The sequence below is a fragment of the Rhizobium sp. LARHSG275 genome (genome assembly GCF_052871115.1).
Window position 1 is genome coordinate 37,772 of sequence record NZ_JBIXJN010000030.1, and the last position, 19,406, is coordinate 57,177.

Consider the following 19,406-nt stretch of genomic DNA (forward strand, 5'->3'; position numbering starts at 1 on the left):
GGGCTGGGGGCGATCGGCAGGCAGCGATCAGGACGCCAGCCGCCACCCCGTTCCGGTGGCTTCCTCGGTGAAGTCGTCGAAGGAGAGCGGCCGCGAGAAGGCATAACCTTGCAGGATATCGCAGCCGAGATCGCGCAACAGTGCGGCATGTGCCGCCGTCTCCACCCCTTCGGCCACCGTCTCGACCCCGAGCGAGCGGGCGATTTCGATGATCGAGCTGACGAGTGCCCGCTCCTGCGAGGCATTGACGATCGGCTGCACCAGCTGGCGGTCGATCTTCAGACGCTTCGGCTTCAGCTTCAACAGGCTGACGATCGAGGTATGGCCGGTGCCGAAATCGTCGATCTCGATATCGATGCCGAGCGCCTTGATGCGCTCGAGATTCTGCGAGACGACGTCCTCGCTCTCGTCGAGGAAGATCGATTCCACCAGTTCGAAGGAAATCTCGCCCGGACGGATATGCAGGTCGGCGAGCGATTCCAACAGGCTGCCGTCATGCAGCCGCCGCGCCGAAACATTGACCGAGACCTTGGGCACCACAATGCCACGGGCTGTCCAGCGCACCTTGTCACGCAGCGCCGTTTCCAGAACGATCCGGTCGAGCATCTGCACGACATTGATCTCGTCGGCAATGCGCAGGAACTTGTCGGGGGCGAGCCACCCCTTGGACGGGTGGTTCCATCGCACCAGCGCCTCGACGCCCGTCAGTTCCATCGTCCGGGCCGAGAATTGCGGCTGATACCATGCGGTGAATTCGCCATTGTCGATGCCGGCAAGGATCTCGTCGGCGGTGCGCTTGGTATTGATGATATCGGCCTGGAGATTGTGATTGAAGAATTCGAAGCGGTTGCGGCCCATGCTCTTGGCGCGGTAGAGCGCGATATCGGCATTGATCAGCATCTTGCGCGCATCGACATGGATGCCGTTGGCGAGCGCAATGCCGATCGACACGCCGCAGCGGCAGGAAAAGCCCTGGAAATCGATCGGCTGGCGCATCTCCTCGATGATCCGCGTCGAAAGTTGCGCCATCTCCTTGTCGCCGACGTCGAGGGCGAGGATGACGAACTCGTCGCCGCCGATGCGCGCGACGACGTCGCTGCCGCGGACGTTCTTGGCGAGCACCTTCGAGGCGTGCACCAGCATCGCATCGCCGGCGGCATGGCCGAGCGTATCGTTGATGTCCTTGAAGCGGTCGAGATCGATATGCAGGATCGAGAATTTCTGCCGCTCTCGGCGTCCGTCATGGGTCAGATTTTCGAGCGCGATGTCGAGCTTGCGGCGGTTGGCGAGTGCAGTCAGCGGATCGTGCAGCGAGTTGTGCTCGATCCTGTTCTTGGCAAGCTCGAGCTCGATATTCTTGGCGACCGCCTCGTCCTTGGCGGCCTTCAGCCGGATCGTCATCAGCACGTCTTCGGTGGCGTCGAAGGCGATGCCCATGACCTTCATCTCGCCCGTCCCCGTCTGGTGGACCTTGCCGACCGAGCGCACATAACGCACCGAGCCGTCGTCGACCAGCACGCGGCAGACGAGCGTGTGCGTATCGCCGTTCTTCTTGAAGTGGCGTGCGCTTTCGAGCGCTAAGGCTCGATCCTCGGGGTGGATGCAGCCAAGCCAGATCTCCTCGGTCATGAAGCCGTTGCGCGGCGCAAGCCCATAGAGCTCGTGCATCCGCTCGTTCCAGATCGAGCCGCCTCGGCCGGGCCGGGCTTCCCATATGCCGCACTGATAGGAATCGAGCGCCAGGTCGAGCCGGCTGGAAAGCTCGGCCAGCTGCCCCTCGCGGCTCGAGAGTTCTTCAAGCGCCAGCTCCAGCTCGGCATTCTTGACCTCGCTCATATCCTTGGCCTTGCGCAGCCTGTCGGTGATCTCCGCATCGGCTGTCACGTCCCAGACGATGCCGATCGTCTTGCTGATGCCGCCGGCATCCGTATAGAAGGCGCCGACCGAGCGCAGGTGGCGGATACCGCCGTCGGCAAGCATGATGCGGTATTGTGCCGTGCAGGCAGCACCGGCGATGCTGCAGCTGAAGAAATGCACTTCGGCGATGTCGCGGTCCTCGGGCAGGACAGCCGCCAGCCATTCGTCGAGCGCCCAGCTTCCTTCCTCGGCCGGCTTGCCGTGCAGGGCCGCGGCGCGCGTGTCCCAGAGCAGGCTGCTCGAATCATCCTGCAGCTCCCAGATGCCGATATTCGAGGACTCCAGCGCCAGATTGAGCCGCTGCGACAGTTCCAGCAGTTTTGCCTCGCGCGTCTCCAGCGCCATAATGTTGCGATTGCGCTCGCCGAGCAGGAGGGTCGCGAAGAAGATCGGCACGATGATGACGAAGCCGCCGGCAAGGATGATCAGGCGCAGCTCGGTGCGGTTTTCGGGTATCGCGTCCCAGCCGCTGTTCGGGACCGCGGAAAGCTCCCACTTGCCGCCGGCAAAGCCGATCTTCTGGCGCATCGGATGCTTGTCATCGATATCGGACGAACCGAAGAACGGTGCCGGCAGAGCAGCATTGGTCGCGGCCGCCGCGCCGATATCGCGGATGGCGATCGACAGATGGTCGAGATGCGGATAGCGTTCCCGGTTCTCGCGGTCGCGTGCCGGCATCAGCCCGGTCGCCTGGTAGAACATCGTCTGGTCGATGGCGACTTCGACCGCCCCCCAGAGCCGCCGTTCGCCGTTCTCCCTGACAAAAACCGGGAAGAAGATGGCAAAGGCGTCGCGGCTGTCAATGCTGATCGGGCCGTAGAAGCGCGCCGACTGGTCGCCGGCCGCGCCGGTCATCGCCTGGCGGAAGAACAGAGCCTCGCGCACGTCGCGGCCGATCCGCTCATTGCCGGATTGCGGCGGGTGGATGTCGCGGACGATGAAATCAGGCGCGACGGCGATATGAATGAAACAGGGGTTCTGGATCAGCAGCCAGTTGATCTGGCGCTCCATCTCCTCTCCGTTTGCCGTGCTGACGGAGATCAGGTTCGTCAGGTCGCGCACGATGCTGAGGTCCATATTGATCTCGGCCATGACGCGGGCGCGGATCAGGTTCGTCTCGTTTTCGGTGCGGATACGAAGTTCGCGCACATGAGACGCAGTATTGGCCTGGTCGAGCCCGAAGCCGACCACGATGACGACCAGGGCGACAAGCGACGAAACCACAAACGAGACGCGGCTATTCTTCAACACGCGCCGCAACTGCTTGCTGTCGCTGAGCCTGGATAACAAAATGAAACCCCCATGTTGACGAGCAACTGTAGGGCGCGCGGGTTAATTTACGATTGCCCGCCGTCGATTCCGGGAAGGCGAAGAAAGGCGTAAAAACCCGGGTTAACGCGGCATCTTGATTATATTTAAAATCCTATTCATCAATTGGGCGGGGAAAGCCATTCTTCCGGGCAATTTTCGCCATATTCAGGAGCTTATCTGTGGCCAGTCAGTTTCTCGTGCAGCGTCTTATAAGGATTGTCGCCATGCGTTTCGTCGTCGCCACGCTTTTGGCAACAGCAAGCTTCCTGTCCCCGATGAGCGGTTTTGCCGAGAGCGCCGATGTCGAGGCGACGATCAAGAAGGTCGACACGGCCAACCTCGTGCTGACCCTAGATGACGGCAAAACCTATCAGGCGCCCGAGGAATTCAATTTCGACGGCCTCGAAGCCGGCGTGAAGGTGATCGTCTTCTATACCGAGGTCGACGGCAAGCGCGTCATCAACGATCTCGATATCGTCAAATAGGCAGCGTAACGCCTAGATCGGCGTATAAAATTCACTTCCATTCCACTACATATGTACACTATGCCACGTCGGCGTAGTGCCCACAGTGGTGCGCAACCTCGTAGGACAATCGTGTCCGCTATGGAGACTGATCGTATGAAGCACGCCTCGATCATAGTGCGCGCGGATTGGGATGAAGAGGCTGGTGTTTGGGTTGCCAGTAGCAACGATATCGAAGGGCTGGCCGTCGAGGCCGACACCCTCGAAGCCCTCGAGCCTAAAGTTGTGGCAGCTATAACCGACCTTTTCGAGCTTAACGGCTTCACCTCGAGTCTGCCGGAAATCCCCGTCCATATCATGGCCGAACAGCTCGTTCGCATCCCCAATCCGACCTACTGAGCGCATGGCCGGCTATCTCCGCGAACTCAAAGAGTTATTGCTGAAAGCCGGCTGCGAATACGTGCGACCGGGAAAGGGTGATCATGAAATCTGGTACAGCCGATTTCTAACCGCCACTTCACGGTCGACCATGGTGTAAAATCCCGCCATACGGCCAATGAAACGCTAAAACAGGCCGGACTTCCGAAGGCTTTTTGATCGAGGCGCAATGGCAATGCCTACAGCCAGACGATCGTCCGCTCCGTGGTTTCGATCCTGATGATCCGATCCTGTGGGATCGCACCTTCCGCAGCAGTGCTTTTCGGCAGGTCGGCGATCGTCTGGAACAGCGTGCGGATGACGCCGCCATGCGTCACGCAGACCGTCGGCCGATCGACCGAGTTCAGCCAAGAGCCGGTGCGCCAGGAGAGGATTTCATAGCTTTCCGCATCATCGCCGGGCGGGATAAAATCCCATTTCGAGGCGTTGCGCTCCGCTACCCGCTCGCGCTGCGTCGCCTTCAACTCCTTGATCGTTGAGCCTTCCCAGTCGCCGAAGGAAATTTCCACCAGCCTTGGATCGGTGCGATAGGCCAGCGGCGGCAGGCCCATGGCGGTGCGCATGATTTCCATCGTCGCGCGCGTGCGCTGGAGCGGGCTTGCGACGAAATCGAACTGGTCGATCGTGTCGCCGAGAATCCCGGCAAGCGCGATGCCGTTCTGCCGGGCCTGTTCCAGGCCCGTGGCATTCATCGGGATATCCTTCTGACCCTGCAGGCGGCGCTCGGCATTCCAGGCGGTCTGGCCGTGTCTGATCACGTAGATAAGCACGGTCTCGCATCCATATGGAGAAATCAGTCCTTGATGACGGAAATGTCGGGCGCGTCGACCGCCTTCATGCCGATGACATGATAGCCGCTGTCGGCGTGATGCACTTCGCCGGTGACGGAGCGCGAGAGATCCGACAGGAGATAGAGGCCGACATCGCCGACTTCCTCGATGGTGACGGTACGGCGCAACGGCGCGTTATATTCGTTCCACTTCAGAATATAGCGAAAATCGCCGATGCCGGAGGCGGCAAGCGTCTTGATCGGTCCGGCCGAAACGGCGTTGACGCGGATGTTCTGGGGGCCGAGATCGACGGCAAGATACTTGACGCTGGCTTCGAGCGCGGCCTTGGCGACACCCATGACGTTATAGTTCGGCATCACCTTTTCGGCGCCGTAATAGGTCAGCGTCAGCATGGCGCCGCCATCCGTCATCAGCTTCTCGGCGCGGCGTGCGACCGAGGTGAAGGAATAGACGGAGATCTGCATCGTCTTGGTGAAATTGTCGGGCGAGGTGTCGACGTAGCGGCCGGTCAGCTCGTCCTTGTCGGAAAAGCCGATCGCATGCACGAGGAAATCGATCTTGCCCCAGAGCTTTTCGACGTTTTCGAAAACGGCGTCGATGGTTGCTTCGTCGGCGACGTCACAATGGCCGACGAGCGTCGCGCCGATTTCGGCGGCGAGCGGCTCGACGCGCTTCTTCAGCGCATCGCCCTGGTAGGTGAGCGCAACTTCTCCGCCCTGCGCATGAATGGCCTTGGCAATACCCCACGCAATCGAACGATTGTTGGCGACACCCATGATGACGCCGCGTTTGCCTGCCATGAGGCCGGATGCTTGAGCCATATTTCGCTCCCTAGGATTCTGATCGATCCTGCCTATGGCATAGGCCGTTAATCGGTTCAAGCTTGGCCGGGATCATCAACTGTTAGGGATCGTAATAAAGGGTGCGAATGTCATAAAAATTTCATAGGAACAGGCCTTCGCGCATGCTCCGCATGAGATCGGTGATTTTGTCGTCGGGTTTTTCCCACAAGATAATGCGCAATTCGACGACGAGATCGCCTCTGCCGCCCTCTTCGCGGGGCAATCCCTGGCCGGGAACACGGATCGTCTTGTCCGAGCCCGACCATGCCGGGATCGTCACGTTCAGCGGGCCGCTCGGTCCTTCGATACGCGCCTCGGTGCCGAGCACGGCATTTTCGATGCTGAGCGGCAGCACGGCGTGCAGATCGAAACCATCGACCGTGAAGCGCGGATCGGGTGCAATGCGAATGTTGACGACGGCGTCGCCGCGCTGCATGCCCGGCAGTTTGAAGCCCTGTCCCTTGAGCCTGATCTCGTGACCGTCGGTCGTGCCTGCCGGCAATGCGAAGCCGACTTCGCGGCCCTCCGGCAATGACGCCGTGATCCAGCCGCTCTTCAACACGTCGTCGATAGTGACCGTCGCCGTTGTCACCTCATCCGGCGCCCTTTCGAGGCCGGTGTCCTTGGCGCCGGTGAAACGGCGCACCAGATTTGTCAGGATGCTGAGTGGCAGCGACAGGTTGGCGGCGGCATTTGCCGCCGCTTCGCCCGCTTCCTCGTCGCCCTTGGTGTCGGCCTCGGCGGCGTCGCCATCCATGCGCTTGCCGGCGTCGCCCTGGGCGTTTTGTGTCTGCTGATTTTGGGCCTGCTGATATTGCGTCCGCTGGGCGCGACCCTGCGCTTGGCCGCCGGCGGCAGCCCGGGCCTGGGCGCCGAAAATGCGATCCACCATCTCATCGGCCGCCTCAGCGGAACCTGCCTGTTGCCTGGAGCCGTCGGCGGCAGCCTTCTGGGCGGCGGCGCGCGCCAGCTCTTCCATCACGCGCTCGGCATTGGCCTGCGCCCCCTTGGCGCGCACGGCCGCCTCGCGGGCGGCCTGGCGCTGCTGCATGATCGTCTGTTCGTGCTTCTTGGCTTCGGCCATCCGCAGGGCATTGTCGAACAGGCTGCGTTTGCGCGGGTCCTTCAGCGTTTCATAGGCGCGGCCGATCTCGGCGAATCGGGCCGTTGCTGTCGGATCGTCCTGATTGTGGTCGGGATGGGCTGATTTGGCCATGTTGCGCCAAGCCGCCTTGATCTCGTCTACTGCCGCGTCGCGCTTGACGCCCAGAATTTTATAAGGATCGCGCATGTTAAAACCGCCGGTGTTGCGATGCGGCAAGCCTCGTCCTTGCCCGGCATCCCCGTTCAATAAAACGTATGTGGCGCCGCCCGCTACATAGGCAGGAACAGCCACTCTCAACGCCGATCCTGCGGCGGAGTTGCTAATCACTTGTTATTTCTGTGGAGACATGTGGGGTGTTTTGCGGCGAATGGTTAGCTCTTTGCTAAGCACGCGGCAGAAAGTGGACGGGCGTTAACCTGTCGGCGACGGCGCTACCCGTCTTTTCGGGCGCGCAAAAGGACGCTGTCACACATTTGATTATGCAGAGGCAGATCAGCTTTCCCGCCGGATCAACTTTCCCGCCGGATCAACTTTCCCGCCGGATCAACTTTCCGGCTGGAAGCTCAGAAGCTGCCAGTTGCCGCCGCCGACGAGGCAGGTCTTGCCGTAGAATTTGGCGATGCCGACATAGGAATGGCGGGTCGTGCGGAACTGCCGGCAGACCTGGCCGGACTCATTGTTCTCGACGATCGTTTCGATGACGCCGGCACTGCCGGTCGATGCGTTCGCCCAGGGAAGCGGCTGGCCCTCCAGCCTTTCCACGTCGGCCGACGTGACGGCGTTGCGCACGGTCATCTCGTCGGAGAGCGTGTCCGTGCTCGGCGGCGTCTGCGGCACGGTGCCGGTTGCCACCGACCGGTCGACCTTGGCGTCACTCAGGAAATCCATGCCGCCGCCGACGCAGCCGGAAAGCGACAACATCGCGACGCCGATGACGAAGGATGCGCTGCTGCGTCGCCGCAGCCCCTTTGTATAGCGAGATGACTTTGCTATGACTTCCACCCTGCATCCTGTCCAGTTATCAAAAGCTGGGCGAGTTTTGAATAATCCGGGGCATTTGAACCAATATGTCGGCAAACGAGTTAACAAGCGGTGACTTTACCGAAAGTGGCGAGCCCTTCAAGCTCTTTGCCGAATGGCTGAAAGAAGCGGAGGCCTCCGAGCCCAACGACCCCAATGCGGTGGCGCTGGCGACGGTCGATGAAGATGGTCTTCCGAATGTCCGCATGGTTCTCCTGAAGGGATTCGACGAAGATGGTTTCGTCTTCTACACCAATTTCGAGAGCCAGAAAGGCCGCGAAATTCTTGGCCAGAGAAAGGCCGCCATGTGCTTTCACTGGAAAAGCCTGCGCCGTCAAGTGCGGCTGCGTGGTCCCGTCGAGATCGTCACCGACGCCGAAGCCGACGCCTATTTCAAGACACGTGCGCGCGGCAGCCGCATCGGCGCCTGGGCCTCTAAACAATCTCGTCCGCTCGAAAGCCGTTTCGCGCTTGAGAAGGCCGTGGCTGAATATACCGCGCGTTATGCCATCGGCGAGATTCCGCGCCCCGCCCACTGGTCGGGCTTCCGCATCCGGCCGACCTCGATCGAATTCTGGAAGGACCAGAAATTCCGCCTGCACGACCGTGTCGAATTTCGCCGGCCATCACCGGAAGGCGAATGGGACAAGGTGCGGATGTATCCGTAGCGGGCTTTACCGGCCCATCAGCTTCAGCGGTATGCCGGAAGCAAGCGCCGAGACGTAGCGTCGCTTCTGGTAGAAGCCGTTGAGCGAAATGCGCGGGAGATAGCCGGTGAGCCGCGCTGCCGGCAGCCCGGGTTGCGTGGTGACCGCGAGGGTAAAGCCGAGATTGCGTGCGATGCGCGCCTCGCGGGCGGTCGCAGCCTCCGGCGTGCCGTAGGGATAGGCGATCGTCTCGGGACGGAAGCCGGTCACCGCCTCAAGGTAATCCGCTGAAGCCTGCATCTCGATTCGCGCTTCGGCTTCCGGCAGGCGGGCGAGCGCGCGATGGCTGATCGTATGGGCGCCAAGCGCTGCGAGCGGATGGCTGGCGAGCCATTGCAATTCGCCAGGCCCCATCACCAGTTCGCGAACGATGTCTGTCGGCTCGATATCGTTTTCCCGCGCCAGCAGATCGATCGCGGCGACGGCGCGCGCCTCGTCGGAGCGGTGGATATACCAGGCGAAGCGATCGAAGGCATGCCATTGCTGCTGCAGGCTGTCGAGCACCAGGCGCTCCATGCCGCGGCCGAAATCGAAGCGGATTTCCGGCGCCTGGCGCAAGAGGATCGCCAGCGTCTCCCACCAGATACTGTGAGAGCTCTCGGCAAAACCCTTGGCGACGAACACCGTGAACGGCGCCTGATGCCGCTCGAACACCGGCAGCGCATGTTCCAGATTGTTGCCGTATCCGTCGTCGAGGGTGAAGGCCGCAAACGGCTGTGCGCCCTCGGGCTCTGCCAACAGCGCCGGCACCTGATCGAGCGGCACGAAACGATAGCCCTGCCGCCTCAGCCGTTGCAGCGCCGCGTCGAGAAAACTCGGGGTGATTTCGAGATGCGCATTCGGTTCGAAGATTTCGGGCATGTGCGGGCGGACATGATGCAGCGTGAAGACGACGCCGCGCCCGCGCGCTTCGCGCATCAGCCCGGCCGAGCCGAGCAGCCAGGAAAGCTCGAGCCCGGCGCCGATCGCTGCACGTTTTGCCAGTCGCTTGAATTGTCCCGTCATGCGGCGCCCGTTCGTTGCCTTTGCCGGAAACTAGCAAGTGCGACTTAAGCCTTGCTGAATCCCGATCCGGCACATGTCCTTGATTTCCTGTTAACCAAGGTGATGAAAAGACTAGAAAAATGATAGGCGTTGCCTCAAAGTCGCGCCAAACTTACGGCTTCTGTCACATTACGACACAAACGCCGATCTGACCGAGAGCCGGTGCATCAAGTGCCGAGCATCAGGGCAAGCGTATGAGGGGAAAGTGGATGAGAAAGCTTTTGGCGGCTCTGTTGACCGTAGCGCTTGCCGTTTCGGCGCCGCTTGCGGCCCTTGCCGGCAGCGCTTCGCTGATCCTCGATGCCCGCACTGGCAAGGTTCTCGCTGCCGAAAACGCCGATACGCTGAACCATCCGGCCTCGCTGACGAAGATGATGACGCTCTATCTCACTTTCGAGGCGTTGAAACGCGGCAAGATCGCCTGGGACACTCCGATCAGGATTTCGAAATACGCCGCCGCCCGGCCGCCGACCAAGCTTGGCGTCAAGGCGGGCGGCACGATCACCGTGCGCGAGGCGGTCTATGGCATGATCGTCAAATCCGCCAATGATGCCGCCTCCGCCATGGGCGAGACGCTCGCCGGTTCGGAAAGCGGTTTTGCCCGGATGATGACGGCCAGGGCCCGCCAGCTCGGCATGAGCCGCACCGTCTTCGTCAATGCCTCCGGCCTGCCGGACGGCCGCCAGGTCACCACAGCGCGCGACATGTCGACGCTCGCCGTCGCCTTGATGAAGAATTATCCGAACGAATATCGGCTGTTTTCGACGGCAAGTTTCAATTTCCGCGGCCGGACGGTGCGCGGCCACAACAATCTCATGTACCGCTACCAGGGCATGGACGGCATCAAGACCGGTTACACCAACGCCTCCGGCTTCAACCTCGTCAGCGCCGTCAGAGACGGCAACCGCCGCGTGGTCGGCGTCGTGCTCGGCGGCCGGACCGCCCGCAGCCGCGACGACAAGATGGCTGGTTTGCTTGACCGCTATCTCGGCCGTGCCTCGTCTTCCGGCGGCGCAAAGCTGGTGGCGAGCGTCGGCGCCAAAGATACTGTCGAAGTCGCGTCCGCCGCTGACGCTTCGGATGTTCCGGTGCCGCTCAATGCTCCGCGCCAAGCCGACGATCTCGCAGCCAAGAGCCTGGCCTACGCCGATGACGCCGTCGTGCCGCTGGAGCGTCCGGTCGCGATGGACGAGATCCTCAACGCCGGCAAGACACCGAAGACATCGGCGGGGAAGACCAATGGCGACTGGCAGATCCAGATCTCGGCCGCTCCGAGCGCCGACGCCGCACGCGCGCTCCTCGCCCAGGCGAAGTCGGAAGGCGGCGCGCCACTCCTTTCTGCTTCGCCCTATACCGAGGCGGTCGGGCAGGGGGCCAATAAGATCTATCGCGCCCGCTTCGTCGGTTTCGCCAGCAAGGATGCTGCCGTCTCGGCCTGCGATGCGCTGAAGCAGCGCTCCTATGACTGCATGCTGCTGCCGGATCGCGGTTGATCGCCGCCCGGCATTGGCATAATCCCAGTCTGGACAATCATGGGGAATCAGCGTCTCCTCCCTAAACAAAAGGAGAACGCCCATGCTGCGCCGTCTCGCCGATCAGTTCGAAATTTCTTCCTCTACCCACGTCGCCGCCAACGGCATTGAGCGTGATGCCGATTGGTTCCTTCTGAAACTACAGGAGGAAATGGGCGAGCTGACACAGGCCTGGAACCGGCTAACGGGGCGCGGCCGTGCAAAGGGGCGTTCACCGGAAGATATGCAGCAAGACCTTGCCGACGAGACCGCCGACGTTCTCGGCCACCTCCTGCTCTTCGCCCGACGCAACGATATCGACCTTGCTGCCGCCATCGAACGGAAGTGGCTGTTTCAGCCGGCGCAAACGTCGAAGAGCTGATGCAGGGCGGCCAAACGTGCGGCGGTTTTCGGACGACTGCATAGTCGCTTTAGGCGAGGCTGTTCGTGTTCAGCCGCATCACGATCGTCCCAAAACTTAAATCAGCCGACCTTATGGCGGTAGAACTTGCTGTCCACCGCCATCAGCGGGAAGGCGCGGGGCAGGGCGCTCTTGGCAATCTCGGTAAAGCCGTTCTTCTCGTAGAAGCGATGCGCGGCGACGAACTTGTCGGTCGTGCCGAGGAAGATATCGGTAATGCCGGCTTCCCTGGCATGGGCAAACAGCCGATCGAGAAGCCGCGCCGCCACGCCGTGCTCGCGACCGCGAACCGCAGCTGAGACGAACATCTTGCGCAGCGCCGCCTGATTATTGCCGATATCCTTGAGCCCGACGGTGCCGACGATGGCGCCATCCTGGACGGCAACCCAGAACTGTCCCTTGCCGGACTGATAGAAATCCGGGATGACCCGGAGATCCGGCTGCGCATCCGCGGTGATGTCGATGCCGAACTCCTCGCGCTGGATCGGCAGGATCACCGAAAGCACGGCATCGGCGTCATCGGCTGTGAAGGTCCTGATTTCGATGTCCGCCATCACAGTTCCTTTTGCCTCAGGTCTGCGTGCCGCCGACCGTCACCTGATCCATGCGCAGATGCGGCTGGCCGACGCCGACGGGAACCCATTGGCCGGCCTTGCCGCAGTTGCCGATACCGGTATCGAGCTTCATGTCGTTGCCGATCATCGACACCCGCTTCATCGCATCTGGACCGTTGCCGATCAACATCGCGCCCTTGATCGGCGCGCCGACCTTGCCGTTCTCGATCACATAGGCTTCCGTGCAGCCGAAGACGAACTTGCCGGAGGTGATATCAACCTGGCCGCCGCCGAAGGAGACCGCGTAGATCCCCTTCTTCACGGAGGCGATGATCTCCTCGGGCGTCTTGTCGCCGCCGAGCATATAAGTGTTGGTCATGCGCGGCATCGGCACATGGGCATAGCCCTGGCGGCGACCGTTGCCGGTGGGCGCCATGCCCATCAGCCGGGCATTCTGCCGATCCTGCATATAACCGACGAGCTTGCCGTTTTCGATCAGCACGTTGTAGGCAGACGGCGTACCCTCGTCGTCGATGGTGATCGAGCCGCGGCGATTGTCGATCGTTCCGTCGTCGACGACGGTGACACCGGGAGCGGCGACCATCTGGCCGAGAAGCCCGGCGAATGCCGACGTCTTCTTGCGGTTGAAATCACCTTCCAGCCCGTGACCAACAGCCTCGTGCAGCATCACGCCCGGCCAGCCCGAACCGAGCACGACATCCATCGTGCCCGCCGGTGCATCGATCGCCTCGAGATTGACGAGCGCCTGGCGCAGCGCCTCGTCGGCGCCGTATTGCCAGCTGCCCTCGGCGATGAAGTCGCCGAATCCGATGCGCCCGCCGTGGCCATAGGAGCCGCTCTCCTGCCGATCGCCTTCGCCGACCATCACCGAAATGTTGATGCGCGTCATCGGCCTGATGTCGCGCACACGATGTCCGTCGGCCCGCAGGATATCGACGACCTGCCAGCTCGCGGCGACCGAGGCCGTCACCTGCCGCACTTTGTCGTCCTTGCCCCTGAGATAGGCGTCGATGTCCTGCAGGACCTTGACCTTCTCCTCGAAGCTCGGCTGGCCGATCGGGTTCTCGTCGCTGTAGAATTTCTTATTGGTGCCCTGGGGCGCTGCCGCATAGGAGCCGGAATAGCCGCGCGTCACCGCGCCGACGGCATCGGCCGCCCGCTTCAGCGCCGCCACCGAGAGATCGCCGGCATGGGCATAACCCACAGCTTCGCCGGCAACGGCGCGCAGGCCGAAACCCTGTTCGGTGTTGAAGCTGCCGCCCTTCAGCCGGCCATTGTCGAAGGTCAGCGCTTCCGCCTGCGCATGCTCGATGAACAGTTCGCCGTCATCGGCGCCGGACAGAGCCTCGGCGACGCGCTTGCGCATCGTGGCTTCATCGGCATCGAAAAGCGTCAGGAGATCGGTGGTCATGATAGGGCTCCAATGGGCATGCGTTCAGGAGTGCACTTACTCCCTAGATAGGGCTCCACATAATAAGGAGTGAAGCCCCGCCGTCGAATTATTCTTTTTTAATGGGATGATGTGACGAGACGGAACGTACCATACGATGAGTAGGCGGGGAACGGAGAGGGCGCGGCGCAATCTCTTCTCCCCTCGGGGAGAAGGTGCCGGCAGGCGGATGAGGGGGCCACACGGCACATCCTTCACGCAAATCCTATTCCCGGTTCGCTAACGATAACACCGCGCCAAGACCCTGAGCACGGCCGAGATGACGCCAGCGCTGTCGAAGCCCGTATGGGCGTTGTTGAAAAGACCGGCTTCGCCGGCCCCCTCATCCGCCCTACGGGCACCTTCTCCCCGCTGGGGAGAAGAGGGAATCGAGACGTCGCGACTAGCCGGCGCTCACGGCAGGGCGTCGAAACCTTCGGCAAAGCCCTTGAGGTCGACGGGGATGCCGATGCCTTCCTCCGGGGTCTGGAAGACGATGAAGGTTGCCTGGGCGCCGCTGCGGAAGGTCTTGAGCAGCTCGTCCTCGAGCACGACCTCGGCATAGCAGCCATCGGCGAAGCAGCGGACGAAATAGGCGCGGCCGATATCCTTGCCGTCGACATTGAGCCCGAGGCCGTTCGGCAGCAGCACGCCGAGCGGCGCGAGCACACGGAGAATCTTCGACTTGCGGTCGGCCGTCTTCAAGACGACGACGGAAAGGCCGACCTCCGGCCGATCCTCGGCGATGACATTCTGCATCAGCGCGCATTGTTCGGTCGAAGCCCCGGCCGGCTTGTCGCAGACGACAGACCATGCGCCGTGATTGGATTTCACCGTGCCGGGCGCCGGCGGCTGCGTCTGGCCGGGCGTCACCTGTTCGACATTCGGTTTGGCGGCGCTCGGCTGTTGCGGCGCCGGAGCAGGGGTCGGCGCCGGAGCCGGCGCCGAAGCGGGCGGCTTGGCCTCCGACGGGGTGGGTTGCTGCTGTGCGAAAACGGGCGTCGTCGCTGCGGCCGCGATGCTGGCAGTCACGAGAAGCGACTGCGCGAGGGAACGGAAACCCATGGAAACCTCTGGATATCGAATCATTGCGGCTATTGTTGAAGCTGCCCACCAAAAATGAAAAGCCCCACCCCGTGAAAACCGGGGGACTGCGGCGGAAATTGGACCTTTGCGAAATAATGTGTCGCGCGCGGATTGGCCGGAAAGCCGATTTTTCATATGCTGATGAAAAACTTGGTATGTTTTGCCGTTCCGGCCTGCCTATGCTTTGAGCAAAAATGCCGCATAGACAATTGCTCTGACCTGTTGCGGCGAATGCCAAACTGTGGTTTGAAGCGCTGAAGATGGCAAGGATTCTGCGTTCTATTGTGCAGGTCAAGCGCTCGAGGGAGATAATAAGGTGATGAAGAAGGCTTATGCAGCCCTGACCGCGCTGGTCTGTCTGCTTTTTGCTTCCGGCACATATGCCGACCAGCCCATGCCGTGGCAGGCGACGCTGCAGCCGGCGGCAACGCCGATCATGCGGGAAATCCACTGGTTCGAACAATATACCCTGTGGTTTATCGTTCCGATCACGCTTTTCGTTCTGGTCCTGCTCATCGTCGTTTGTTTCAAGTTCCGCGCCAGCGCGAACCCGGTTCCCTCGAGGACGAGCCACAACACGATGATCGAGATTGCCTGGACCGTGGGGCCGGTTCTGGTGCTGCTTCTTCTCGCCATTCCTTCGTTCAACCTGCTGACGGCGCAGCTGACGCTGCCCGAAAATCCCGACGTGACGATCAAGGCGACCGCCACCCAGTGGCAGTGGAACTACGAATATGAAGGTTCGGGCGAAAGCCCGCTGGCTTTCGATTCCTACCTCTTGAAGGATCAGGATCGCGCGGCCGCCGGCAAGGAAGACAAGTCGATCTATCCCAGACTTCTCGCCGTCGACAACGAGCTGGTCCTGCCGGTCAACAAGACGGTCCGCGTTCTCGTGACCTCGGCGCCGACCGACGTCATCCACGCCTTCGCCATGCCGTCCTTCGGCGTCAAGATCGATGCCGTGCCGGGCCGCCTGAACGAGACCTGGTTCAGGGCCGAGCGCGAAGGCCTGTTCTACGGCCAGTGTTCCGAGCTCTGCGGCAAGGACCATGCGTTCATGCCGATCGCCATCCGCGTCGTCTCCGAGGACAAGTACAAGCAGTGGCTGACCGCAGCCGCCAGCGACCTGCCCGGCGCCTACAAGACACTCATGGCCGCAACCGATGGTCCCGCAAAGACCCTCGACGTCGCCGAAGCACAGTAATTAAGGGGATCGGGACAATGGCTGGACCTTCCGCTCACGACGATCATTCTCATGGTCACGATCGCACGCATGGCGATCACGCCGCCCATCATGACCACGCGCACGACGATCACGATCACGGGCACAAGCCGAGCTTTGCCAATCGCTGGCTGTTCTCGACGAACCACAAGGACATCGGCACGCTCTACCTGATCTTCGCGATCATTGCCGGCATCATCGGCGGCGCACTGTCGGTTGCCATGCGCATGGAGCTGCAGGAACCGGGCATCCAGATCTTCCACGGCCTGGCCTCGATGGTCTACGGCTATGAGGGCGATGCCGCGATCGACGGCGCCAAGCAGATGTTCAACATGTTCACCACAGCGCACGCGCTGATCATGATCTTCTTCATGGTCATGCCGGCGATGATCGGCGGTTTCGCCAACTGGATGGTGCCGATCATGATCGGCGCGCCGGATATGGCCTTCCCGCGCCTCAACAACATCTCCTTCTGGTTGATCGTTCCCGCTTTCGCGCTGCTGCTGCTGTCGATGTTCGTCGAAGGCCCGGCAGGCGCCTACGGCACGGGCGGCGGCTGGACGATGTATCCGCCGCTGGCGACGAGCGGCACGCCGGGACCGGCGGTCGACCTTGCGATCTTCGCGCTCCACATTGCCGGCGCCTCGTCGATCCTCGGTGCGATCAACTTCATCACCACGATCCTCAACATGCGCGCTCCCGGCATGACGCTGCACAAGATGCCGCTGTTTGCCTGGTCCGTGCTGATCACCGCCTTCCTGCTGCTGCTGTCGCTGCCGGTTCTGGCAGGCGGCATCACCATGTTGCTCACCGACCGCAACTTCGGCACCTCCTTCTTCTCTCCGGAAGGCGGCGGCGACCCGATCCTCTACCAGCACCTGTTCTGGTTTTTCGGTCACCCCGAGGTCTACATCCTCATCCTGCCGGGCTTCGGCATGGTCAGCCACATCATCTCGACTTTCTCGAAGAAGCCGATCTTCGGCTATCTCGGCATGGCCTATGCCATGGTCGCGATCGGCGCCGTCGGCTTCGTCGTCTGGGCTCACCACATGTACACGGTCGGCCTGTCGCTCGATGCGCAGCGCTATTTCGTCTTCGCGACGATGGTCATCGCCGTTCCGACGGGCGTGAAGATCTTCTCCTGGATCGCGACGATGTGGGGCGGCTCGATCTCGTTCCGCACGCCGATGCTCTGGGCAATCGGCTTCATTTTCCTGTTCACGGTCGGCGGCGTCACCGGCGTCCAGCTTGCCAATGCCGGTCTCGACCGCTCGCTGCATGACACCTATTACGTCGTGGCCCACTTCCATTACGTTCTGTCGCTCGGCGCCGTCTTTGCGATCTTCGCCGGCTGGTACTACTGGTTCCCGAAGATGACCGGCTACATGTACAACGAGTTCGTCGGCAAGCTGCATTTCTGGGTCATGTTCATCGGCGTCAACCTGGTGTTCTTCCCGCAGCATTTCCTCGGCCTCGCCGGCATGCCGCGCCGCTATATCGATTATCCGGATGCCTTTGCCGGCTGGAACTACGTGTCCTCGATCGGCTCCTACATCTCGGCCTTCGGTGTGCTGATCTTCCTCTTCGGCGTCTTCGAAGCCTTCGCCAGGAAGCGCGTCGCCGGCGACAATCCGTGGGGTGAGGGTGCAACGACGCTCGAATGGCAGCTGCCTTCGCCGCCGCCCTATCACCAGTGGGAACAGCTTCCGCGCATCAAGTAATTTGCTCGGACATCAGGACGCCGCATGCGGTACGGCGTCCTGATGGTAAGACATTCAGGACGGAATGATGACGGTCATCGACAATCACGAGGTGCTTGCAAAGGACGGCGAATTGTCGGAAGCGAGTGCGCGCGATTATTTCGAATTGCTGAAGCCGCGAGTGATGTCGCTCGTGGTCTTCACAGCCTTTGCCGGTCTGGTGCTGGCGCCGGGCCACATCCATCCCGTCCTCGGCCTGATCGCCATTCTCTGCATCGCCGTCGGCGCCGGCGCCTCCGGCGCGCTGAACATGTGGTATGACGCCGATATCGACGCCATCATGAGCCGCACGGCCAACCGTCCGATCCCGGCCGGCCGTATCGCGCCGTCGGAGGCTCTCGCCTTCGGCCTGGTGCTGTCGGGCTTCTCGGTCGTGATCCTCGGCCTTGCGGTCAACTGGCTCTCGGCCGGCATCCTCGCCTTCACCATCTTCTTCTATGCCGTCGTCTACACCATGTGGCTGAAGCGCTCGACGCCGCAGAACATCGTCATCGGCGGTGCCGCCGGCGCCTTCCCGCCGATGATCGGCTGGGCTTGCGTAACCAACAGCGTGACGATCGAGAGCACCGTTCTCTTCCTCATCATCTTCCTTTGGACGCCGGCGCATTTCTGGGCGCTGGCGCTCTTCAAGATGCGCGATTACGAGGCCGTCGGCGTGCCGATGCTGCCGAACGTCGCCGGCGAACGGGTGACCAAGCATCAGATCGTCGCTTATGCGGTGCTGACCGCCGTCTGCGCGGTATTGCCGTCCTTCCTCGGTTTCGCCAGCTTCGGCTACGGCCTCGTTGCTGCCGCCCTCGGCGCGATCTTCATATACTGTTCCATCGCCGTCTGGCGCATGCCCGACGGCGATCTGAAGATGATCCCGGCAAAGAAGCTGTTCGGCTTTTCGATCTTCTATCTCTTTGCCGTGTTCTCCGCCTTGATGATCGACCGGCTGGCCTTGCTGCTGGTCTCGCATGCGGGAGGTTGGTTCTGATGGAATTGGTCAAGCTTACGGAAGCGCAGCGCAAGTCGCGCCGCAACCGCAACGTCGCGCTGGGGCTGGTGCTTGCCGGCCTCGTCATCCTGTTCTACGCGATCACTATCGTGAAGATCGGCGGGGGAATGGCTGGATGAGCGACAACGCGGGTACACCGAAGAAGCAGGGGCGCAACAACGGCGCCGTCGTGATGATGTGCCTGAGCTTCGTCTTCGGCATGGGCGCGATGAGTTATGCCGCCGTGCCGCTCTACCGCATCTTCTGCCAGGTGACCGGCTATAACGGCACGACGCAGCGCGTCGACCAGGTGTCGAGCGTCGTGCTCGACCGCACGATGCGCGTCACCTTCGACGCCAATGTCGCGCCCGGTCTGCAATGGGAATTCAAGCCGGTCCAGCGCGAGGTCAATCCGAAGATCGGCGAAACGATCCAGGTCAATTTCACCGCCGAGAATCGTTCGAACGAGACCCAGCGCGGCCAGGCGGTTTTCAACGTCACGCCTGGCGAAGCGGGCGTCTATTTCAACAAGGTGCAATGTTTCTGCTTTACGGAAACGGACCTGAAGCCGGGCGAGAAGCTCGACATGCCGGTCGTGTTCTACATCGATCCGGAAATCGTCAAGGCCGTGGAATCCAAGGATATCCACACGGTTACGCTGTCATATACGTTCTACCCGAAAGAGGGTCCGAAGCCGGTGGCTTCGAATGAGGGTGGAGCGGAGAAGATTGAAAAGAAACTTTGATCAAGGCTCGTTTCCGGCTATGCCGGGAGCGGAGTGAAG

The 19,406-nt window shown here is 61.7% G+C and carries 19 protein-coding genes and 1 pseudogene; 11 read left to right on the forward strand and 9 right to left on the reverse strand.

The features are described from left to right. Positions 1-27 precede the first annotated feature (27 nt). On the reverse strand, positions 28-3,207 hold the full coding sequence (locus ACIPSK_RS29880) for a bifunctional diguanylate cyclase/phosphodiesterase (protein WP_162118306.1): 3,180 nt from the start codon (positions 3,205-3,207) through the stop codon (positions 28-30). A gap of 245 nt (positions 3,208-3,452) precedes the next feature. Here ACIPSK_RS29880 and ACIPSK_RS29885 point away from each other — a divergent pair, with 245 nt between their 5' ends. From ACIPSK_RS29885 to ACIPSK_RS29895, 3 genes and pseudogenes are all read left to right on the forward strand, one after another. Next, positions 3,453-3,713, forward strand: a complete 261-nt coding sequence (locus ACIPSK_RS29885; RefSeq protein WP_003569889.1) for a DUF1344 domain-containing protein — start codon at positions 3,453-3,455, stop codon at positions 3,711-3,713. A 135-nt stretch (positions 3,714-3,848) separates the two neighbouring features. Further along, entirely contained in the window at positions 3,849-4,091 is a 243-nt protein-coding gene (locus ACIPSK_RS29890; protein ID WP_037115447.1) for a DUF1902 domain-containing protein, read from the forward strand. A 4-nt stretch (positions 4,092-4,095) separates the two neighbouring features. Beyond that, a pseudogene (locus ACIPSK_RS29895) lies at positions 4,096-4,289 on the forward strand (type II toxin-antitoxin system HicA family toxin). Positions 4,290-4,309: 20 nt separating this feature from the next. Here ACIPSK_RS29895 and ACIPSK_RS29900 read toward each other — a convergent pair. The 4 genes from ACIPSK_RS29900 to ACIPSK_RS29915 all read right to left on the reverse strand — a co-directional run bounded on the left by ACIPSK_RS29900 (position 4,310) and on the right by ACIPSK_RS29915 (position 7,870). Beyond that, complete coding sequence (locus ACIPSK_RS29900) at positions 4,310-4,900, reverse strand: histidine phosphatase family protein (RefSeq protein ID WP_162118305.1); 591 nt, start codon at positions 4,898-4,900, stop codon at positions 4,310-4,312. Between the two features lie 23 nt (positions 4,901-4,923). Next, entirely contained in the window at positions 4,924-5,742 is an 819-nt protein-coding gene (gene fabI, locus ACIPSK_RS29905; protein ID WP_017963100.1) for an enoyl-ACP reductase FabI, read from the reverse strand. A 121-nt stretch (positions 5,743-5,863) separates the two neighbouring features. After that, on the reverse strand, positions 5,864-7,084 hold the full coding sequence (locus ACIPSK_RS29910) for a J domain-containing protein (protein ID WP_210254209.1): 1,221 nt from the start codon (positions 7,082-7,084) through the stop codon (positions 5,864-5,866). A 327-nt stretch (positions 7,085-7,411) separates the two neighbouring features. Next, on the reverse strand, positions 7,412-7,870 hold the full coding sequence (locus ACIPSK_RS29915) for an RT0821/Lpp0805 family surface protein (protein WP_017963102.1): 459 nt from the start codon (positions 7,868-7,870) through the stop codon (positions 7,412-7,414). 65 nt (positions 7,871-7,935) lie between these two features. Between ACIPSK_RS29915 and pdxH the strand changes: the two genes are divergently transcribed. Beyond that, complete coding sequence (pdxH, locus tag ACIPSK_RS29920; protein ID WP_162118303.1) at positions 7,936-8,556, forward strand: pyridoxamine 5'-phosphate oxidase; 621 nt, start codon at positions 7,936-7,938, stop codon at positions 8,554-8,556. A 6-nt stretch (positions 8,557-8,562) separates the two neighbouring features. Here pdxH and ACIPSK_RS29925 read toward each other — a convergent pair whose 3' ends face one another. Next, a complete protein-coding gene (locus tag ACIPSK_RS29925; RefSeq protein WP_162118302.1) occupies positions 8,563-9,600 on the reverse strand; it encodes a polysaccharide deacetylase family protein in 1,038 nt (345 codons plus the stop codon). 248 nt (positions 9,601-9,848) lie between these two features. Here ACIPSK_RS29925 and ACIPSK_RS29930 point away from each other — a divergent pair, with 248 nt between their 5' ends. Both ACIPSK_RS29930 and ACIPSK_RS29935 read left to right on the forward strand, forming a co-directional pair. After that, on the forward strand, positions 9,849-11,132 hold the full coding sequence (locus tag ACIPSK_RS29930) for a D-alanyl-D-alanine carboxypeptidase family protein (RefSeq protein WP_162118301.1): 1,284 nt from the start codon (positions 9,849-9,851) through the stop codon (positions 11,130-11,132). Positions 11,133-11,214: 82 nt separating this feature from the next. Next, the gene (locus ACIPSK_RS29935; RefSeq protein WP_017963106.1) at positions 11,215-11,532 is read left to right on the forward strand and encodes a MazG nucleotide pyrophosphohydrolase domain-containing protein; all 318 of its coding nucleotides are present in this window, start codon (positions 11,215-11,217) and stop codon (positions 11,530-11,532) included. Positions 11,533-11,633: 101 nt separating this feature from the next. On the opposite strand, the gene ACIPSK_RS29940 is transcribed toward ACIPSK_RS29935, so the two are convergent. From ACIPSK_RS29940 to ACIPSK_RS29950, 3 genes are all read right to left on the reverse strand, one after another. Beyond that, complete coding sequence (locus tag ACIPSK_RS29940; protein WP_162118300.1) at positions 11,634-12,125, reverse strand: GNAT family N-acetyltransferase; 492 nt, start codon at positions 12,123-12,125, stop codon at positions 11,634-11,636. A gap of 16 nt (positions 12,126-12,141) precedes the next feature. Beyond that, positions 12,142-13,557 carry a metalloprotease TldD gene (gene tldD / locus ACIPSK_RS29945; RefSeq protein ID WP_162118299.1) on the reverse strand — a complete coding sequence of 472 codons (1,416 nt, stop codon included), beginning with the start codon at positions 13,555-13,557 and terminating at the stop codon, positions 12,142-12,144. A gap of 432 nt (positions 13,558-13,989) precedes the next feature. Beyond that, positions 13,990-14,664 carry an invasion associated locus B family protein gene (locus ACIPSK_RS29950; RefSeq protein ID WP_170278557.1) on the reverse strand — a complete coding sequence of 225 codons (675 nt, stop codon included), beginning with the start codon at positions 14,662-14,664 and terminating at the stop codon, positions 13,990-13,992. A gap of 316 nt (positions 14,665-14,980) precedes the next feature. Between ACIPSK_RS29950 and coxB the strand changes: the two genes are divergently transcribed. The 5 genes from coxB to ACIPSK_RS29975 all read left to right on the forward strand — a co-directional run bounded on the left by coxB (position 14,981) and on the right by ACIPSK_RS29975 (position 19,367). Further along, positions 14,981-15,865: a cytochrome c oxidase subunit II gene (gene coxB / locus ACIPSK_RS29955; protein ID WP_032985025.1), complete on the forward strand. Its 885-nt coding sequence runs from the start codon at positions 14,981-14,983 to the stop codon at positions 15,863-15,865. Positions 15,866-15,882: 17 nt separating this feature from the next. Continuing rightward, positions 15,883-17,604 carry a cytochrome c oxidase subunit I gene (ctaD, locus tag ACIPSK_RS29960; RefSeq protein ID WP_162118297.1) on the forward strand — a complete coding sequence of 574 codons (1,722 nt, stop codon included), beginning with the start codon at positions 15,883-15,885 and terminating at the stop codon, positions 17,602-17,604. 67 nt (positions 17,605-17,671) lie between these two features. Then, positions 17,672-18,622 carry a heme o synthase gene (locus ACIPSK_RS29965; RefSeq protein WP_162118296.1) on the forward strand — a complete coding sequence of 317 codons (951 nt, stop codon included), beginning with the start codon at positions 17,672-17,674 and terminating at the stop codon, positions 18,620-18,622. Then, positions 18,622-18,762, forward strand: a complete 141-nt coding sequence (locus tag ACIPSK_RS29970) for a hypothetical protein (protein ID WP_018069103.1) — start codon at positions 18,622-18,624, stop codon at positions 18,760-18,762. The genes ACIPSK_RS29965 and ACIPSK_RS29970 overlap by 1 nt, the downstream gene beginning before the upstream one ends. Continuing rightward, positions 18,759-19,367 (forward strand): cytochrome c oxidase assembly protein, encoded by a 609-nt coding sequence (locus tag ACIPSK_RS29975; RefSeq protein ID WP_018485480.1) that lies wholly within the window; start codon positions 18,759-18,761, stop codon positions 19,365-19,367. Before ACIPSK_RS29970 ends, ACIPSK_RS29975 begins: the two co-directional genes overlap by 4 nt. Positions 19,368-19,406 lie beyond the last annotated feature (39 nt).

Excerpts from the sequence above, each read along its gene's own strand:
- ACIPSK_RS29885 (WP_003569889.1), top strand. The coding sequence starts at position 3,453 with ATGCGTTTCGTCGTCGCCACGCTTTTGGCAACAGCAAGCTTCCTGTCC.
- ACIPSK_RS29890 (WP_037115447.1), top strand. The coding sequence starts at position 3,849 with ATGAAGCACGCCTCGATCATAGTGCGCGCGGATTGGGATGAAGAGGCT.
- fabI (WP_017963100.1), bottom strand. The coding sequence starts at position 5,742 with ATGGCTCAAGCATCCGGCCTCATGGCAGGCAAACGCGGCGTCATCATG.
- pdxH (WP_162118303.1), top strand. The coding sequence starts at position 7,936 with ATGTCGGCAAACGAGTTAACAAGCGGTGACTTTACCGAAAGTGGCGAG.
- ACIPSK_RS29925 (WP_162118302.1), bottom strand. The coding sequence starts at position 9,600 with ATGACGGGACAATTCAAGCGACTGGCAAAACGTGCAGCGATCGGCGCC.
- ACIPSK_RS29930 (WP_162118301.1), top strand. The coding sequence starts at position 9,849 with ATGAGAAAGCTTTTGGCGGCTCTGTTGACCGTAGCGCTTGCCGTTTCG.
- ACIPSK_RS29935 (WP_017963106.1), top strand. The coding sequence starts at position 11,215 with ATGCTGCGCCGTCTCGCCGATCAGTTCGAAATTTCTTCCTCTACCCAC.
- ACIPSK_RS29940 (WP_162118300.1), bottom strand. The coding sequence starts at position 12,125 with ATGGCGGACATCGAAATCAGGACCTTCACAGCCGATGACGCCGATGCC.
- tldD (WP_162118299.1), bottom strand. The coding sequence starts at position 13,557 with ATGACCACCGATCTCCTGACGCTTTTCGATGCCGATGAAGCCACGATG.
- ACIPSK_RS29950 (WP_170278557.1), bottom strand. The coding sequence starts at position 14,664 with ATGATTCGATATCCAGAGGTTTCCATGGGTTTCCGTTCCCTCGCGCAG.
- coxB (WP_032985025.1), top strand. The coding sequence starts at position 14,981 with ATGAAGAAGGCTTATGCAGCCCTGACCGCGCTGGTCTGTCTGCTTTTT.
- ctaD (WP_162118297.1), top strand. The coding sequence starts at position 15,883 with ATGGCTGGACCTTCCGCTCACGACGATCATTCTCATGGTCACGATCGC.
- ACIPSK_RS29965 (WP_162118296.1), top strand. The coding sequence starts at position 17,672 with ATGACGGTCATCGACAATCACGAGGTGCTTGCAAAGGACGGCGAATTG.
- ACIPSK_RS29970 (WP_018069103.1), top strand. The coding sequence starts at position 18,622 with ATGGAATTGGTCAAGCTTACGGAAGCGCAGCGCAAGTCGCGCCGCAAC.
- ACIPSK_RS29975 (WP_018485480.1), top strand. The coding sequence starts at position 18,759 with ATGAGCGACAACGCGGGTACACCGAAGAAGCAGGGGCGCAACAACGGC.